17 protein-coding genes are annotated in these 16,788 nt (G+C 39.9%); 4 read left to right on the forward strand and 13 right to left on the reverse strand.

What is annotated here, in order from left to right; translation table 11 throughout:
- Position 1 precedes the first annotated feature (1 nt).
- From AAHB15_RS12970 to AAHB15_RS13000, 7 genes are all read right to left on the reverse strand, one after another.
- Positions 2–1,177, reverse strand: a complete 1,176-nt coding sequence (locus AAHB15_RS12970; RefSeq protein ID WP_342042554.1) for a trans-sulfuration enzyme family protein — start codon at positions 1,175–1,177, stop codon at positions 2–4.
- A gap of 118 nt (positions 1,178–1,295) precedes the next feature.
- Entirely contained in the window at positions 1,296–1,439 is a 144-nt protein-coding gene (locus tag AAHB15_RS12975) for a hypothetical protein (RefSeq protein WP_335571981.1), read from the reverse strand.
- On the reverse strand, positions 1,436–2,671 hold the full coding sequence (locus AAHB15_RS12980; protein ID WP_342042555.1) for a helix-turn-helix domain-containing protein: 1,236 nt from the start codon (positions 2,669–2,671) through the stop codon (positions 1,436–1,438). Before AAHB15_RS12980 ends, AAHB15_RS12975 begins: the two co-directional genes overlap by 4 nt.
- A gap of 141 nt (positions 2,672–2,812) precedes the next feature.
- The gene (locus AAHB15_RS12985; protein WP_342042556.1) at positions 2,813–4,066 is read right to left on the reverse strand and encodes a S8 family peptidase; all 1,254 of its coding nucleotides are present in this window, start codon (positions 4,064–4,066) and stop codon (positions 2,813–2,815) included.
- Between the two features lie 137 nt (positions 4,067–4,203).
- Positions 4,204–5,142 (reverse strand): magnesium transporter CorA family protein, encoded by a 939-nt coding sequence (locus AAHB15_RS12990; RefSeq protein WP_335571978.1) that lies wholly within the window; start codon positions 5,140–5,142, stop codon positions 4,204–4,206.
- A gap of 222 nt (positions 5,143–5,364) precedes the next feature.
- On the reverse strand, positions 5,365–6,261 hold the full coding sequence (locus AAHB15_RS12995; protein ID WP_342042557.1) for a cation diffusion facilitator family transporter: 897 nt from the start codon (positions 6,259–6,261) through the stop codon (positions 5,365–5,367).
- Between the two features lie 344 nt (positions 6,262–6,605).
- Positions 6,606–6,743: a hypothetical protein gene (locus AAHB15_RS13000; protein ID WP_342042558.1), complete on the reverse strand. Its 138-nt coding sequence runs from the start codon at positions 6,741–6,743 to the stop codon at positions 6,606–6,608.
- A gap of 93 nt (positions 6,744–6,836) precedes the next feature.
- On the opposite strand from AAHB15_RS13000, the gene AAHB15_RS13005 reads away from it, so the two are divergent.
- Positions 6,837–7,043 (forward strand): YozQ family protein, encoded by a 207-nt coding sequence (locus AAHB15_RS13005; protein ID WP_098532010.1) that lies wholly within the window; start codon positions 6,837–6,839, stop codon positions 7,041–7,043.
- Between the two features lie 212 nt (positions 7,044–7,255).
- Here the strand turns inward: AAHB15_RS13005 and AAHB15_RS13010 are convergent, their stop codons facing one another.
- Positions 7,256–8,011: a yteA family sporulation protein gene (locus AAHB15_RS13010; protein ID WP_342042559.1), complete on the reverse strand. Its 756-nt coding sequence runs from the start codon at positions 8,009–8,011 to the stop codon at positions 7,256–7,258.
- 227 nt (positions 8,012–8,238) lie between these two features.
- On the opposite strand from AAHB15_RS13010, the gene AAHB15_RS13015 reads away from it, so the two are divergent.
- Both AAHB15_RS13015 and AAHB15_RS13020 read left to right on the forward strand, forming a co-directional pair.
- Positions 8,239–8,400 carry a hypothetical protein gene (locus AAHB15_RS13015; RefSeq protein WP_186446513.1) on the forward strand — a complete coding sequence of 54 codons (162 nt, stop codon included), beginning with the start codon at positions 8,239–8,241 and terminating at the stop codon, positions 8,398–8,400.
- Between the two features lie 93 nt (positions 8,401–8,493).
- Positions 8,494–9,867 carry an amino acid permease gene (locus tag AAHB15_RS13020; RefSeq protein WP_335571975.1) on the forward strand — a complete coding sequence of 458 codons (1,374 nt, stop codon included), beginning with the start codon at positions 8,494–8,496 and terminating at the stop codon, positions 9,865–9,867.
- Positions 9,868–9,959: 92 nt separating this feature from the next.
- Here the strand turns inward: AAHB15_RS13020 and AAHB15_RS13025 are convergent, their stop codons facing one another.
- The 3 genes from AAHB15_RS13025 to AAHB15_RS13035 form a co-directional block, all read right to left on the reverse strand.
- Positions 9,960–10,586 carry a LysE family transporter gene (locus tag AAHB15_RS13025; protein ID WP_342042560.1) on the reverse strand — a complete coding sequence of 209 codons (627 nt, stop codon included), beginning with the start codon at positions 10,584–10,586 and terminating at the stop codon, positions 9,960–9,962.
- A 131-nt stretch (positions 10,587–10,717) separates the two neighbouring features.
- The gene (locus tag AAHB15_RS13030; RefSeq protein ID WP_342042561.1) at positions 10,718–11,758 is read right to left on the reverse strand and encodes a glycosyltransferase family 2 protein; all 1,041 of its coding nucleotides are present in this window, start codon (positions 11,756–11,758) and stop codon (positions 10,718–10,720) included.
- A gap of 18 nt (positions 11,759–11,776) precedes the next feature.
- Positions 11,777–13,453, reverse strand: a complete 1,677-nt coding sequence (locus AAHB15_RS13035) for a DUF6044 family protein (RefSeq protein WP_342042562.1) — start codon at positions 13,451–13,453, stop codon at positions 11,777–11,779.
- A 175-nt stretch (positions 13,454–13,628) separates the two neighbouring features.
- Here AAHB15_RS13035 and AAHB15_RS13040 point away from each other — a divergent pair, with 175 nt between their 5' ends.
- Positions 13,629–14,615, forward strand: coding sequence for a potassium channel family protein (locus AAHB15_RS13040; protein ID WP_335571972.1), 987 nt, complete (start codon positions 13,629–13,631; stop codon positions 14,613–14,615).
- Here AAHB15_RS13040 and AAHB15_RS13045 read toward each other — a convergent pair whose 3' ends face one another.
- On the reverse strand, positions 14,616–15,026 hold the full coding sequence (locus AAHB15_RS13045) for a YugN-like family protein (RefSeq protein WP_335571971.1): 411 nt from the start codon (positions 15,024–15,026) through the stop codon (positions 14,616–14,618).
- Positions 15,027–15,386: 360 nt separating this feature from the next.
- Positions 15,387–16,733 carry a glucose-6-phosphate isomerase gene (locus tag AAHB15_RS13050; protein ID WP_144566385.1) on the reverse strand — a complete coding sequence of 449 codons (1,347 nt, stop codon included), beginning with the start codon at positions 16,731–16,733 and terminating at the stop codon, positions 15,387–15,389.
- Positions 16,734–16,788 lie beyond the last annotated feature (55 nt).

Genomic DNA, 16,788 nt, shown 5'->3' on the forward strand with positions numbered 1-16,788 from the left:
TTTAATCATTAAGTGACTGGTCTAAATCACGAATTAAAACATTCACATTCTCGAGCCCGACTGCCAGACGGATCGTTCCCGGACTTATGTGTTCCTTAAGCAGCTGCCCTTCATTGCTGCTAATGTTTGGAGATAAAACAAGGCTTTCGAACGAACCCCAGGAAACCCCTATCTTAAATGCCTTCATTTTGTTAATGACTTTCTCCACTTGGCGGTAATTGGCTTTTGCTAGTTCCAAACTCATTAATCCACTATAGCCAGCTAACTGTTTTTGACCCAACTCATAATCGGGATGGGATTCAAGAGCGGGAAAATGGACCTTGGCAACTTTGGGGTGAGTCTCCAAATACTCAGCTACTTTTACAGCATTTTCCTGATGGTTCACCATACGTAACGGTAATGTTCTTAATCCTCTCAGCAATAACGATGCTTCAGATGGGGGCAAAGCCGCGCCCATTAGCAAGTATTCTTTATTAAATAATGTGTTCATAATTTTTTTACTTGTAATTAAAGCCCCGCCCAGGACATCACTATGGCCGCCAAGATATTTCGAGGCTGAATGGACCACTATATCGATCCCGAATGTTAGTGGTTTTTGGAATAAGGGAGTCGCCCAAGTATTATCGATAATAGTACGAATCCCGTTTGCCTTTGCCAGCTTACTGACCGCCGCAAGATCGACTAATCGGTAGGTCATATCCGTTGGGCTTTCGAGAAAGATGACTTTGGTGTTGGATTGGATCGCCTGTGAAATCTCCTCGGTATTAGTAGAATATACAACCGAATGACTTATATTAAACTTTCCTAAATATTTTAGGAGTTCCATCGTCGATAAATATAAATTACTGACGCAAAGGATATGGTCTCCACTCTGAATACTATTCATAATGGCTGCGCTGATTGCGGCCATTCCCGATGAAAATGTCTTGCATTCTTCCCCGCGTTCCAACGCTGCTAATTTCTTTTCAACAATTTCAACCGTAGGATTGGTTCCTCTCCCATACACATAATGATGTTTTTCTGACTGAACAGCATCCACTAGCTCACCAAATGTTGGATAAGTAAATAATGTGTTCTGAAATATCGGCGGAACAACCGCCCCGTGAAATCGATCGCGGTCATCTTCATAATGCATACAAATTTGTTTATCTTGCTCAAACTCTGTTACACGTGTCATTGAAAAATGGACTCCTCTAAAAGTAACTTTTCGCTTATTTTCTTCCTTTCATTGTCATTCATTCCAATGAAATAAAAAAAACCCCTGAGATGTCAGGGATTTATTATTATTATTATTATTATACTGGAGGCAGAATTGGAGGACCTTGTGGCCCTACATAAGCATAGTTATGAGTATTGGATACATGTTCACTTTTTACAGAGGTGTTGGTTGCGAAAAGAACAAGGAATGAAACTGAAAGTAATAGGACCATCTTTTTCATGTTATTCCTCCTGTAATTTTATTTAGATAGCTGACTGCTTTGTGAACCATCCCATTTTCATTGAAATAATCGGCTAACATTTTATAAAAACGGGTAAGGTAATCGTTCTGTTCACTTGTCTCCTCAAAAAAAGGAATGACCTTTGTTTCTAAGTATTTAAACGCTTTTTGCGGTGAAGCCATATGAAATAAATAAAATTCTGCCAAGAGGCGATATTTCTTATTTCCTAACTCTTTCGATAGTAAAAAGACTTCCTGTAAGCACTTTTTTGCTTTTTCTGTGAATTGCAGGGAGAAATAAATTTCTCCAATGGAATAGAGCGTAACTAAATAGTGCTGGTTTACGTTAGGCTGTAATGCCAAACTTTTTTCATAATAGATCAGTGCTTCCCTGTCATTGTTCATTTTATTTTTTAAAAAGCCCATGTTATGGTAAATCTGCGGCAGCATTTTTTCTTCCTTTAACAATTCTGCATTGCGGATTAAATGCTGAAAACAGCCCTCTGCTTCCTCGTAAATTTTCGAGTGGGTGTAACTTATACCTAAGAGCATTAACGTATGCAAAATACGCAAAAAGTTGTGCTGGTTCATAAAAATCTGCAGTGCCATCTTCCCAAAATGAATGGCATGTCCCGACTGTTCAAGAGAGCTTTTTACAAGTGCTCGATGATAAAGGAATTCGCCGCTCGTTGTATCATGATCATTTTCTATGTACAATGTATCAAGGATCTCATCGGCGTTTTTAAACTGTCCTTTTAAAATTAAGAATATCGCATTATAGTAGCGAAATAAATAGCTTTCATGTTGGGAAAATTTTTTCTTTTGCTTAAATAATAAGTCCCTTTGTTTCTCAGCTTCCCCAATTTGTCTTTTAAACAAGAGATAGCGATATTTCGTTAGCTCCCAAATATAAATATGTTTAGAGAATGGGGTTAGATGCTCCCTATTTTTTAATTCCAGATAGATTGAATCTACTTCTTTCGTCAGGTAGAAATTTATTTTATTATTTACATCTCTAATAAGGTGTTTGATTTCTTCTTCTTTCTCTTCCATTTCTTCAAGGCTAATGCTGAGCCGTTCAAGTAAAAGGGCGATTGTTTCTTCGTTGGCTTCTTTTGAATTGTTTTCAATTTTACTTAAATGCGGAACGGAACATATTCCTATTGCAAGCTCCGTTTGGGTCATTCCCCGTTGGGTTCGATAGTATTTAATCAGGGCTCCGAATTCCATCATGCCACCAGCTTGCCTTTCTTTTATTACCATTTTACAATAAAAAAAATTTCCTAACATCCATTTTTATACTATTTTCAAAATCTGGAATTTTTAAAAACTTAAACAGCCACCCGAAAAGCTTGTTCGGATGGCCCATCAACATTACTTTACTCTAGGGAAACCAAAACCTGATGCATTATCATCACCTGTTGCAGAACTTATGCCGCCCTTTATATCATAAGATTTTGCCCTATTCTGGAGTTCTGCCCGTATCTGTGCATTGGACCATGACGAATTGGCAGCCCAAATCTTTGCTGCAAGGCCGGAGATATGCGGGGTTGCCATCGATGTACCACTAATCGTGTTATACCCGCCGTCCTTCCAGGTTGATTCGATTGCTCTGCCTGGTGCAGACACCTCCACGTCCCGTTCTTGAATGACATAGTCACCATCTGTAGCTGAATTACCTCGAGAAGAGAAATCTGCGATTCGATAAGTCCCATTTTCCTGAACATTCTCGAGTGCAGCTACAGCCACAACATTCGGTAATGCCCCCGGGTAACCAATGGTATTATCCGCAGAACCATCATTACCGGCCGCTGCCACAATCAGGACCCCTTTTCCATAGGCATAGTCCACAGCGTCAGAGATGAGCGAATCCTTCGTGCTCGAACCAAGTGACATAGAAATAATCACCTTTTTACCTGCTGCTTGATCGGCTACCTTCCTAATTGCCGCTGCAATGTCATCAGAATAGCCGCTGCCACGATCATTTAATACTTTATACGACCACAATTTTGCTTCTGGTGCTACACCATAAATCCCCGTACCGTTTCCGCCATTCGCTAAGACTGTCCCCGAAACATGAGTACCGTGGCCATTTCCATCTGAACAGCTTCCATCTACCCAGGATACCTTCATTTGCGAAAAGTCCTGACATTGTGCCACATTGTTAGATAAATCAGGATGGTTTCGATTCACCCCTGTATCAAGCACAGCTACGACAATGCCGCTGCCCCCGGAAGTACTGGCAATGGCTGAATCATTATAGATGGCCTGTATTCCCCATGGGGTTCGGTCACTAGGAGCAGTCACTAAAGTTCCACCCTGCTTTGCAGCCGCTTCATTTACAACAGCTAATTGAACCTCAGGAACTTTTTCAATCGTTAAATTTTTGTTATGGAGGAGTGCTTGGTATGCTTGAGCATTGACCGTGGTTGTAAAACCATTAGCTGCGAATTCCCAGCGGACACCGTAGCTTGCTTTTGCCTTCGCCTTTTCAGAAGCGGGACCTTTAATAAGGACACGGTATGTTTCATTGGAATTCACCTGCTGACCAAATGCCCCTGTTGCAAACAAGGAGACCCCCATTACCACACTCATAATGGTTGCACCTATGGTTTTCTTTTTTCTCATCCAAACTCCCCTTTCTAAAAAGTACAGAACAAGTCACTAGCGCTAAATTATATTCGGACCTGTCTATCAATATTAGAAAAAAAGTTGGGAAAATTTTTAAAAAATGAAAAAAACCAGCCTAATTAAAGACTGGTAATCTAGAAATATTTCTTTTTCCAAAAAATAAACGCGGTTAAACTCGTTAAAAATGCCGAGATCACTAACGGGATGGCATACGAATGGGTCGCGTGCTGAAAAGGAATATCGACATTCATCCCATAAAAACTTGCCACCATCGTTGGGAAGGATAAGATAATCGTAATCGACGTTAAAAACTTCATGACGATGTTCAGGTTATTAGAAATGATCGAAGCGAAAGCATTCATCATCCCTGACAAAATCGAACGGTACGTCTCCGCCATCTCAATTGCCTGAGTTTTTTCGATAATTACGTCTTCTAATAGGTCCTTATCTTCCTCATACATTTTTAAGTAATTAAAACGCAAGATTTTATCAAGGACAACCTTATTCGATTTTAAGGATGTGGTAAAGTAAACTAAACTTTTCTCTAAAGCTAGAAAGGCATAGAGCTCTTTATTTTTTAAAGACTGGTGTACTTCACGTTCAATTTCGTTTGTTTTCTTATTAATTTGCTTTAGATAACGAAGATAATAAGATGAAATCACAAACAGTATTTGCAGGGCAAAGCGTGTCTTTTTAAAGGTAAAGAATTCCTTCACCCGATTTTTTCGGAACTCGTCAATAATCGGTGAATCTTTTAATGAAACGGTAATAATATTATCTTCAGTTAAAATGATGCCAATTGGAATGGTTTCATACACAGCTAGACCTGTTTCATCGTGGATAATATAGGGAAAATCGACGATAATATAGACTCGGCCGTCATCCCGTTCAATCCTCGGACGTTCTTCATCATCCAGGGCATCTTTTATAATATCTACATCAACCTGAGCATCATTTGAAACCTTATTTATTTCTTCTGCTGTTGGGGCATACATATTGACCCAGCAGCCTTTTGAGACAACGTCAACCTGTTCAAGTACCCTTGCATCGGTGCTTTTAAAAATTTCTAACATGGCAAAACCTCCTCTTTACTTTAATCGAGGAAGCCAACAACCTTTTTAAGAGTTGATATTCTGATATTCAATTTCATCAATTCTAAGATTACATTGACTTCCTCCCGCCTACTTGGGTCCGGGTCTACGGAATAACTCAAAAATATCAACTCCCTCACTTTTTATATCCTATCCTATCATAAACCCAAATGCTACAAAGTACAAAGGAGTTTTTTTCAGGAATTATTTGTCTTCAGGAAAATATGGATTCAGATGGATTAATACTTCATGAATATTGTCATTTTGGTCCATCAGTGCAAGTTTTATTGATTTTGCCAAGTCATGTCCTTCTTTTATGGTCTTAAAATGATCAATGGCAATGCGAACGTCGACTAAAACATAATGGCCATGCTCTCTGGCTCTTACTCGGTCAATCCTGCGAACTTCTGGGAAATCCTTTATTACCGTTATATAATCCTGCAATGTTTCCGTGTCGATATTACGCTCTAATAAAATATCAAATGCTTCAGTCAACATTTCTTTCGCAATTTTAAAAATTAAATAGGCTACAAAAACACTGGCTGCCTTGTCACCATATAGTAAAAAGTGAATATCCATCCGCTCTCCAATGATGGAAAGAAGAACCCCTATAGCGGCTGCAATGGATGCTACAATATCCGCTTTATGGTCAAAGGCAATCGCTTCAATTGCTTTACTATTATTTTCATTCGCCACTTTTAACGAACTTCGATAGAGGATGATCTTTGTAATAAACGAAAAAAGGGCCACCCACATCGCTAACAGACTTGGTGATTCCACCTTATGAAAGAAACCGCTGATCCCTTCGTAAGCCACATAAATGGCAACTAATAGAAGGAGAAACCCGATGATTTCCGATACAATGACCTCAGCTTTTCCATGTCCATATGGATGTTCCTTATCGGCCGGTTTATTAGCAATTTTGATTACAAGTAAGACAATTACAGATGCAAATACATCCGCTGCCGAGTGAATACCATCTGCAAAGACGGCATCACTATGTCCGTACCAGCCAATCACAATCTTTCCGAGGGTTAGGATGATATTACTAATCACACTAATCCAGGCTACTTTTTTAGCCAGAGCTTCTCTCATTACCATAATGAAACCACCTTTAAATTAAGAAAAGCGCAAGCGCCTTGGTCAGCCCCGACAAGCATAAGACGAGCCGGCCGAAAGGTTGCTTTTTGACCTTTTGGACGGATTGGCTGTAGACCATCGAGGGGCTAGGCGCTGGAGCTAGACAGTTCTCAAAGTCAAAAACTTTTATACCTTCTTATCTACTAAAAACGTCAATTGAACCCGTCTTGGCTGACTTTGACCTGTTTCCTTGTTAAGTATAAGCAGACTTGCCTCAAAAATCATATCAAAAAGGACCTAGATGGGTCTAGAGAAAAACTCTTGTGTGATTTAAACAATGTTGATTAAGGGCAAAAAGTATGCCCTTAATCTTCTAACCCGTCTTTTTCTTGCTTTAGCATCTCCACTTCTTCCACGACAGAAATCCGATTGATTTGATCATGTAGATAATGGAAGGCCTGATCAAGCTCTTCACGTGATGGAAATTCATTTTTTTGTTTCATCGCTCATTCCCCTTTCTAAAATTTTTAGGAGTAATTAATGTGAAATAAGAAAAAATACGGTTGTACCATAATCTAAAAAGGGAGGTTACTAAGGTGGAACATAAGAAAGCAAACCCTAAAAAAGAACTTGCAGGCAGTTTTTATCATCCAAGCTACTACAAAGAAAGTGACGACCTATCTTCTGGCATTGCTACTTCTCACGAGCAAGTGAGCGATACCTATACAGAAGGAGAAATTGGCGCCGTTATTGATGATGTCAATGGCAAAGACATTCCAATCCCTAGAAAAGGTTTCGAATAAAGTAGAAAAGCGTAAGGCGCCTGCCTATCGGCGACAAGCACAAGACGAGCCGGCCGAAAGGTTGTTCTTTAACCTTTTGGACGGATTGGCTTGTGACCTCGAGCCGATGGCGCCTGGAGCTGGACAAATAACTAAGTCAAAACTTTATACTTTCTTTTCTTTTGAAGTAGGAAAACAGCTCTCATTTGAAAGCTGTTTTCTTTTTTTAGCTATCACTTATCATCCTCAACATATGGGTCATGTTCATAACCAGGTAAATCCCCGTAACTTGTCATAATTCCTTCTTCGTCGAGGGCAGCCTCGTATTTTTCATGCTGAGCATTCGGATAAACCGTTATATTGTTACCATACATATCATTTCCAACAAAGTTTTCATAGGCTTCTACATAACCAATACTTTCTTCGGATTCATTGTATGTGTCGTTATAGTGGTCTTTAGGAAAAGCAAGGTCAGAAGGTGTATCAGATGTTCCCCACTCCGCTACTGCCTGCCAGGAATCCTCCGCATCAAAGGCCACATTTTCATCAGATTCATCCATATCGAACTTACCAAATGGAGGCATTAGGACGCCTTCTTCAATTGGCCGGTCATGGGAGGTAACTTGGTCCGGGCTATGCTCGATACAATACGTTGTATTTGGCAGTGCTTCTAACCTTTCTGTTGGTATGTCCTTACCGCAAACCTCACATTTTCCGTATGTTCCCTTTTCCATCGCCTCAAGGGCGCGATTGATATTATATAACTGTAATTTCTCGTGCTCAAGGAGAGCATTATCCTTTTCACGTTCAAAAAGGTCTGTTCCTTCATCAGCAGGATGGTTATCATAACTCGATAACTCCCCCATTGACTCGTGATAATGTCCGCGTTCAAATCCGAAATGGTCGTTCTGGTCGAATCGTTCCTCTATTTCACTTTTTTCCTTTAACAATTGTAACCGTAACTCAGCTAACTGCTGTGTCGATAACATGTTATTACCCCTTTCAGAAAACGCAATTTAACTATTTATTTCACCAACTAGGTTTTATTATTTACTGTTCCTTTATATTTTCATTTTTTTCATGGTTGATTATGTAATAAAAATTTAATTCCAATAAATTTCCCTTTGGTTTTTCAGGGAGCAATCGAATAAGTTTTAGTCTGTCGTGTATCTTAAGAGTGATAAGGTGAAAATGAAGAGAAAAGAGGGGATTTCAAATGGTTAATGAAAACTTTGATAAATTTAGAAAAGTTCAGCAGGAACACCAAGGAAAGTATCTCGGAAGCGACCAAAATCAACAGCCCGGCCTCAATGATCGTGAATATAATAATCAATCCATTACAGATAAATCACCAGGTGCAACAGGGCGTAATCTGTAAATGCCTCCCTCCCCATAAGGAAGCTTCAAGGTTGGGCGGACTGCCTCCCAGCCTTTTTAATATCAGCAATGTTTCGATACAAAGGAGAATAAAATGAGTAAATCTAAGTCAGGTGCGAAAGAAAAAAACAATATGAAATGGTGGCAGTTGTCACTATTTGGAGTGGGCTGTACAATTGGAACAGGCTTCTTCCTAGGCTCTGGTCTTGCCATTAAAATGGCTGGGCCCGCTATTTTGCTTGCGTTTTTAATTGCTGCGCTTGGTACTTATTTTGTCTATGATGCTCTGTCCAAAATGACCTCACAAGAGCCCTTAAAGGGCGGTTTTAGGTCATATGCCAAGAAAGCTTACGGACGGTGGGCAGGCTTTAGCAGCGGCTGGGTATATTGGTCATCAGAAGTGCTTATCATGGGAAGCCAATTAACAGCACTGTCCATTTTTTCACGCTTCTGGTTTCCAAACATCCCCTTATGGATATTTACCGCCATCTATGCGGTTTTAGGCTTAACCATTATATTAATCGGGGTAAAAGTGCTAAATAGGCTAGAAAATATTTTGGCTATTTTAAAAATATCTGCGATAACAATGTTTATTGTCATCGCACTACTGGCGCTCTTTGGTGTAATTGAGGGTGACCGTCCGATACGGTTTCCGAATAGTGCCAATGAAATAATACCGCATGGGACGATTGGCTTGTGGTCTGCCGTTATTTTTGCCTTTTATGCGTTTGGCGGGATCGAAATTTTAGGTTTAATGGCGACGAAATTAAAGGATCCAAGTGAAGCACCGAAAGCTGGGAAAGTCATGCTGTTTACCCTCATGTTTATTTATGTATTGTCGATTGGTTTAGCCGTTATGATGGTTTCATGGAATGAATTTAATACAAAGGAAAGCACCTTTGTTGTCGCCTTAAATGCATACCATCTGCCTTTTATCCCACATTTCTTTAATGCCGCGCTTATAATCGCGGGCTTTTCAACGATGACCGCCTCTTTATATGGAGTGACCAGCGTATTAGAAACGCTTGGCGAAGAGGAGGATGCTCCTGCTTGTTTTGCAAAAAAAGGGAAACTTAAGGTTCCCTTATGGACTTTGATCATTACCATGCTCGGAATCACAGCATCGATCGTCTCGGCCTTGGTACTGCCGGATAAAATTTATGAGTGGGTTACAACAGCGGCAGGATTAATGCTTCTTTATAATTGGCTGTTTATTCTTGCATCCTCAAGAAAGATTTTAGAATTAAAGCTAAAGGAAAAAATCATGTATACGATCGGAGCTTTGTTTATTTTAATTGCTGTGAGCGGAACCTTATTTCATGACACTAGCAGGCCTGGCTTCTTTATTAGTTTAGCCTTTATCGGGGTCATCGGGATTATTACCTTTATCCTCAGTTTTAAATGGAGAAAAGAAAAGACCAAAGAAAAAAGCAAGAGTAAAGTTCTCAAGCCTTGGCCAACGGCCTAAAGCGGAAGCGCCTTGATCAGGCGCTGGAGCTAGATGTGTCTACAAGGTAATACTAATATAAAAAAGTCAGCTTCCAATGGCTGACTTTTTGATTATCCAAATAGATTATAAAACGCTTGCATGCCAAAGTAAATTCCAAAACCAATCAATGATATGCCGGATAGACACGATATAACGACTAGTAAGTGGGACGTTAAGAATTTGCGGAAGCTGCTCGCTACACCTGCCATCGTAATATCCCAGATCAGCAGCCCAATGAAAATGGCACTGCTATAAAGAATTAATTGGCTTGCTTCATAGGTAGCAGCCGTTTTAGCAAGGACGGATCCATAAATCCCCAACCAAAAAAGGATGGTTAAGGGGTTGGAAATTGACATCAAAAAACCCGAAAAAAATGATTTATAAAGCGGTTCTTTGCCTCGTGCCTGTTGTAGATTTATTTTTCCGGCATTCATAAAGGTTTCGATTCCTGTATACATCAGGACAAAACAGCCAAAGAACCACAGGAAGGTTTGCATAAAAGCGGTCTCTAGGAATTGAACCACACCTATGTAAACAACAAGCATATAAATTCCATCAGCCACCACGGCCCCTACCCCAATAAGCCATGAGTGCATAAAGCCATTTCTAATCCCCCGATCAATTTGTGCCGCATTAATGGGCCCAATTGGAGCGGCTAGCGATAACCCCAACAGTATATAGCTCAAAAATACATTCATTAATACCTCTCCCCCCAAAGCAATGGATAGATGCCTGTCTATCCATGTGTATTCAAAAGGAGAGGGTTGTACAACTAAAAAATAGAAAAAAGAGCTTTCCTCATTTAATAGAAAGCCCACCGTTTTAAACATTACTTATTTGATTCAGACACCTTCCTAAAGTCGAAACTAAGTCCGCCCTCATCTAGCGGCTGAGTAAGCAAGTGATGCCTTGGTACAGGTAAAGAATAGGAGTCAATTTCAACAATAAATTTAGGCCTGTGCTTGGTTTCCTTATAAATTTTCCCAACATATTCTCCTATCAATCCGATGGCAATCAACTGCAGGCCGCCAATTAACCAGATCGAGGTAATTAAGGACGTCCATCCAGTTTGGGTTGTACCAAAAAATTTAAGGAATAAGAAATATCCTCCAAAAAGCAAACTCATGAAAAAGGATACGAATCCTATTATTAATACAAAGCGGATGGGAGAAACAGAAAAGGATGTAATTCCATCGAAGGCAAACCCAAGCATCTTCTTTAAAGGGTACTTTGTTTCTCCTGCCTGTCGTTCTAAGCGGTCATAGTAAACAACATCGGAACGAAAACCTAGTAATGGAACAATACCCCTTAAAAATAAATTAACCTCATTGAATCGCTCGAGTTCTTGGACAGCACGTTTGCTTAACAGCCGAAAATCAGCATGATTATAAACAAGGTCAACACCCATTTTTTTCATTAGTTTGTAAAACCCTTGTGCTGTGCTTCGCTTAAATAGCGTATCCGTCTCTCTCCCTTTGCGGACACCATAAACAATTTCATAGCCCTGATGGAACCTGACAATAAATTCACGAATAACCCGGATATCATCCTGGAGGTCCGCATCAATCGAAATCACACAATCAGAATGCTGCTTTGCAGTGAATAACCCGGCCAGCAAGGCATTTTGATGGCCAACATTCCGCGATAACTTCAGGCCGCGGACATAGTCATTGCGAAGCCCCTCCTTATAAATTAGCTCCCATGTTCGATCCTTACTGCCGTCATCAACAAATAAGATTTTACTTTGTTTTGAAACAAGCTCATCATCGATCAGTTCTTTTAGCTGCCCCCCGAGCTGTTCAATGGTGTCTGGTAAAACTTCTTCCTCGTTATAGCATGGTACAACAATGGTAAGGACTGGTTCTATCATTTATAATCCCCTCGCTGCTTACATGGTTTTGTATAAATAAATCTTCCAGGCTGAATTTTTTGAAGAGAATACCCTTTCAAGTAAAAGCTTGTTCTGGCTGGCATTGTCAATTGGAAGGCTTGAAAAGATATATCGGCCGCCCATCTCCTTAAAAACTTCCGTATTTAGCTGAAGATTTTTTAAGTGCCGTTTTGAATCCTTCTTAATCATATATCTTTTCCCAAGCTGGGCTGTAAAAAGGTAACAGCGTCCGCCCCACTTGTCATAGTATTTTTGGATTGTTTTATTTTTTGATAATTCCTTTGCGATTATTTTTCTAAACTGATGTTTATAGCTTAATGGATAAAAATTGTTATAGGTATCAATCGTATAAAAACCGTTGTATTGAGAAATGGCAGGATGGAGTCCGATACTAGCCACACGGTATTCTTCGGGATTTTGACCGATATAATCCTTTATTTCGGTAAACAAGTCTTCCGCAAAAAACTCCTTAACCGTTGGCTTCTCCCGGTAGATGATTTCATCATTCAATAAACCCAAAAAAACAATTTGCGAAACGATCAGCCATTTGGCTATTTTGATCCCATCGAACCCATGGACGGCAATAATTTTTAAAGCAAGGGCAAAGCTTGCATAGATCACCATTGGTCTTAAGAAATGGTAGCGGGCAAAATTAAAGGTATCCATAAAGTGAAAGATTTTTGTTAATGGCAGCCAGCCCTCATAAAACCAAAAGGCATACCATAACGACAGGAACATATTTAATCCAAATAAAAAGACATAAAGCTTTTCCTGCTCCCAAAGCTTTTTGGTAAACACGATATAGATCGCCATTAAGGTTGCCGGCAGAATAATGAGGGTATGTACAGTCATTACATGCGTGTGTCCCAGTAAATAGTTTTTCAAAAAAAGCCGAACGGCTCTCCAAAATGGAAGTTGGGCATGGAAGTATTCATCACGGCTATTAGGTTCAGAGGAAAACAAAAAAGAATAAATAAGCCGATATTCCACCAGCATAAAAATACCCGTCATGTAACTAATCGCAAATAAAAAGCGCAGGTTCCATCCCTTTCCGCGTAAAACATCCCATAGCCAAAAAACCCCCATCGCGCTTAGAAAAAAGAAAAAGCCTAATACAATGCTTGCGTACAAAGGAAGTAGTGTCAGCACAAAATAGTCTTTCCATGTATCTTCATGCTTCCGAATATTGAGAAATGCCCATAGCGCTATTGGCATGCCTAGTGTGCTTAGCATCCCTGACGGCCAAAAAGGGGTTAGAGCAAAAGCAAGTGCACTGCCAATTTTTATGACAAGCCATTTATTACCTGGCATTAGGTGGTCTTTAAGCAATAAATACATTCCAAAGAAAGCAACAATCCTTGTGAGTGCTTGGCTTAATCCGTAGGCAATCATTGTCGGAAAGAGCGCATATAACCAGACAATCACACTATATTCCGTCCCAAAAGCATTTCTCGATAATTGTCCATTAATAATTTGCGGAATGACGGCATTAACGCTGCCAAACATTTCCCCACTTCTTGCTAATACCTTATACCAAGCTAAATTTGAGTCCAGATTATCATGAACCCGGATATGGGCATTTTCCTGCAAAATAAATAGTGGAGAGAGATAGACCGCAATCACAATTAAAGCGAAAAGGATTAAGCTGCGCTCCTTTTTCGTTTCAATAACCACTCTTCTACACCCCTATGTTCAAGAGTTCTTCCATTTTAAAATTTACCGAAGGGTTGAAATTTATTCCAAAAAACAAAAAAACGGCGATTTTTTAAATATACTTCTGAAGTGGTAAAAGATTATGAGACTCCCTACTTTTGACCATAATAGTTAATATAGAAACGAGGTGCCGGTGATGCCAAACAGAGTTTATATAGGCTTTTTACGCTTACCGCTTCTAGTACGCATCCTAATGATGGCTTTATTGGTCTTTCTTACATTTGGGATTACGATACACTTTTTAGAGCCTGATACCTTCCCAACCATCTTTGATGGGATTTGGTGGGCGATTATTACGGCATCCACCGTTGGATATGGTGATTATGTGCCACATTCATTCTTTGGCAGAGTAACTGCCTTACTATTAATCCTATTTGGCGTGGCTTTTGTGTCCTCCTATTTTGGGACATTGGCTGCTGCGGCTGTTACCAAACAAGATGCCCTTTCAGAAGGAAAAATTCCTTTTAAAGGGGCTGGTCATATCATTATCATCGGATGGAACGAGCGGTCAAAAGAATTAATTCATAAGCTAACCAGAACAAATGATCAGCAAATGATCATCTTAATTGATGAGACACTTGAAGCAAATCCCGTTAAATCGAGATTTGTCCATTTTATCCAAGGTAAAGGCCATATGGATGATACCATTATGAAAAGTGATATTGAAAATGCGGAAAAAGTACTCATTACAGCTGACCGGGGGAACGATGAACTTCAAGCAGATATGAACAGCATCTTAACATTACTTACGATTAAGGGCCTATGTCCACAAGTAAAATGTATCATTGAAATCTTAACCGCGGAGCAAGTAATCAATGCAAGACGCGCAGGAGCAGATGAGGTAATCCAATCCAATAAATTAACAAGTGTCTTTATGATTAACAGCCTCCATTCCAATGGAGATGGACTATTATTAAATGTAATTAATCAACTGCAAGAAAGCAGGCTCTTCACTAATTCCGTAAAAAGAGCGGATATCGGAAGGAGCTTCAGGGAAATTGGTGTTGAACTGATTGAGGACGGATGTTTATTAATCGGATTAAAAAGAGGGGATGAAACGATTCTAAATCCCCCCAACTCTTTTGAAATTGAAGAAAATGACAAATTACTGACATTTAAATAGTTACTGGGTAGTTAAAAGGACGCTTTCTAAATTGGCCACTAACCTTTTTCCCCTGTCGATATATTGAGTTGGAATATCGGCATCCGAATCAATTGGTGCTTGAAATTGATTTAAGGTAGCCGAAAAGTTACCGGTATCGCCATGCTCATCAATTCCGTATTCATATTGATGAGACAATAGGAACGGTCTGCCGATTTCAACCGTACATCCTTTGCTATCGAGCTCGCCATCAACAGCCGTAAATGGCACCCTTAAAAACTGATAACTTTCTTCGTCATTCAGTTTATAGTCGAATGCACCATGATCATAATCCCAATTCCCGCCAATCGTATAGCCGATTGGCTTTAATTTTTGCTCAAGCTTATACAGGTCAAATTGTTTTCCTTCGATTTTGGATTGAATTTCAAACATATATAAATTCCCCCCTTTTTGATAGCGTTAGTTTCCCCAAACAAAAGAGTGCTGATGCAAAATGGCATCAGCACTCTCTTAAAAATAATTTATATTTAAAAGGCTTTGAAGATTGTCTGGCTCCAGCGGCTAGGGGCTCGGGGTCATAAGCTTATCCAGTTGCGCCTCCTTGGGACTCGAGTTATAAGCCACCCCCTGAAGAAGGCAAAAAGCGCCTTCTTGCAGAGTGCGTCTTATACCTTCGTCCCAGAACAGTCGCCTCCACATTTAGGTCAATCCGTCAAGAAGGCTAAAGAGCAGCCTTCTCGCCAGCTCGTCTTATGCCTGTCGCCCCTGGACAAGCCGCTACCGCTTTTCTGTTTATAATCTTTTCTCAAGTTCTGCTTTCTTTTCTTCAAAGCCAGGTTTGCCTAATAGGGCAAACATATTGACCTTGTATGCTTCAACGCCAGGCTGGTCAAATGGGTTCACGCCAAGAAGATAGCCGCTCATCGCACATGCTTTTTCAAAGAAGTAAACGAGGTAACCAAATGAATACTCGTCCATTTCAGGGATTGAAACAATTAAGTTTGGTACACCGCCGTCTGTATGAGCAAGCATGGTGCCTTCAAATGCTTTGTTATTAACAAAGTCGATGGTTTTTCCTTCTAAGTAATTAAGACCATCTAAATCATTTTCAAAGGCTTCAATGGATAACTCATGGCGAGGCTTGTCTACCTTCACAACTGTTTCAAATAAATCGCGTCTTCCTTCTTGAACATATTGTCCCAATGAGTGAAGGTCAGTTGAGTAGTTAGCTGAAGATGGGTAAATACCTTTTTGGTCTTTCCCTTCACTTTCACCAAACAATTGCTTCCACCATTCATTAAAGTACTGTAAGCCTGGTTCATAATTAATCAGCATTTCAATCGTTTTTCCTTTATTGTAAAGGACATTTCTTACCGCAGCATATTGATAGGCAGGATTCTCTTCAATTTCAGAATGGCCGAAGTCGTTTTGGGCTTGACGAGCACCTTCCATCATCTTTTCAATATCTGCACCAGATACAGCAATTGGTAAAAGACCTACAGCTGTTAAAACGGAATAACGTCCGCCGACATCATCCGGAATCACAAAGGACTCGTAACCTTCTTCTGTCGCTAAAGTCTTAAGAGCACCTCTTGCTTTGTCTGTAGTCGCATAAATACGTTTACGCGCTTCTTCTACACCATATTTCTCTTCAAGAAGCTTACGGAAAATACGGAAGGCAATCGCTGGCTCTGTAGTTGTTCCTGATTTCGAGATGACGTTAATAGAAAAGTCTTTTCCATCAAGTAAGTCCATTACATCTCTCATATAAGTGGAGCTAATGCTGTTTCCGACAAAAATGATCTGTGGATTGCTGCGTTTTTCTTTTGGAAGTGCATTGTAAAAGCTGTGAGAAAGCATGTCAATAGCAGCCCTTGCACCAAGATATGATCCGCCAATACCGATTACAAGCAGAACATCTGAATCAGATTTAATCTTCTCTGCAGATTTCTGGATTCGTGAGAATTCTTCCTTGTCATAGTTGGTTGGCAGTTCAATCCAGCCTAAAAAGTCATTTCCAGCCCCTGTACCCTCGTGAAGAGAATGATGGGCCACTTTTACAGCATCACGTAAATATGTAATTTCATGTTCTCCAAAAAAGGAGAGGGCCTTCGAGTAATCAAAGCGAACGTGTGTCATGTATGAGCCTCCATAATTTTATTTTTCAGTTATCACTTTACCTAAGCTTGAGAAA

The organism is Bacillus sp. OTU2372, assembly GCF_038440275.1.
Classification (GTDB): domain Bacteria; phylum Bacillota; class Bacilli; order Bacillales; family Cytobacillaceae; genus Neobacillus; species Neobacillus bataviensis_B.

What these genes read in the sequence shown, in the direction of transcription:
- AAHB15_RS12970 (WP_342042554.1), bottom strand. Translation starts at nt 1,177, where the DNA reads ATGACACGTGTAACAGAGTTTGAGCAAGATAAACAAATTTGTATGCAT.
- AAHB15_RS12975 (WP_335571981.1), bottom strand. Translation starts at nt 1,439, where the DNA reads ATGAAAAAGATGGTCCTATTACTTTCAGTTTCATTCCTTGTTCTTTTC.
- AAHB15_RS12980 (WP_342042555.1), bottom strand. Translation starts at nt 2,671, where the DNA reads ATGATGGAATTCGGAGCCCTGATTAAATACTATCGAACCCAACGGGGA.
- AAHB15_RS12985 (WP_342042556.1), bottom strand. Translation starts at nt 4,066, where the DNA reads ATGAGAAAAAAGAAAACCATAGGTGCAACCATTATGAGTGTGGTAATG.
- AAHB15_RS12990 (WP_335571978.1), bottom strand. Translation starts at nt 5,142, where the DNA reads ATGTTAGAAATTTTTAAAAGCACCGATGCAAGGGTACTTGAACAGGTT.
- AAHB15_RS12995 (WP_342042557.1), bottom strand. Translation starts at nt 6,261, where the DNA reads ATGGTAATGAGAGAAGCTCTGGCTAAAAAAGTAGCCTGGATTAGTGTG.
- AAHB15_RS13000 (WP_342042558.1), bottom strand. Translation starts at nt 6,743, where the DNA reads ATGAAACAAAAAAATGAATTTCCATCACGTGAAGAGCTTGATCAGGCC.
- AAHB15_RS13010 (WP_342042559.1), bottom strand. Translation starts at nt 8,011, where the DNA reads ATGTTATCGACACAGCAGTTAGCTGAGTTACGGTTACAATTGTTAAAG.
- AAHB15_RS13015 (WP_186446513.1), top strand. Translation starts at nt 8,239, where the DNA reads ATGGTTAATGAAAACTTTGATAAATTTAGAAAAGTTCAGCAGGAACAC.
- AAHB15_RS13020 (WP_335571975.1), top strand. Translation starts at nt 8,494, where the DNA reads ATGAGTAAATCTAAGTCAGGTGCGAAAGAAAAAAACAATATGAAATGG.
- AAHB15_RS13025 (WP_342042560.1), bottom strand. Translation starts at nt 10,586, where the DNA reads ATGAATGTATTTTTGAGCTATATACTGTTGGGGTTATCGCTAGCCGCT.
- AAHB15_RS13030 (WP_342042561.1), bottom strand. Translation starts at nt 11,758, where the DNA reads ATGATAGAACCAGTCCTTACCATTGTTGTACCATGCTATAACGAGGAA.
- AAHB15_RS13040 (WP_335571972.1), top strand. Translation starts at nt 13,629, where the DNA reads ATGCCAAACAGAGTTTATATAGGCTTTTTACGCTTACCGCTTCTAGTA.
- AAHB15_RS13045 (WP_335571971.1), bottom strand. Translation starts at nt 15,026, where the DNA reads ATGTTTGAAATTCAATCCAAAATCGAAGGAAAACAATTTGACCTGTAT.
- AAHB15_RS13050 (WP_144566385.1), bottom strand. Translation starts at nt 16,733, where the DNA reads ATGACACACGTTCGCTTTGATTACTCGAAGGCCCTCTCCTTTTTTGGA.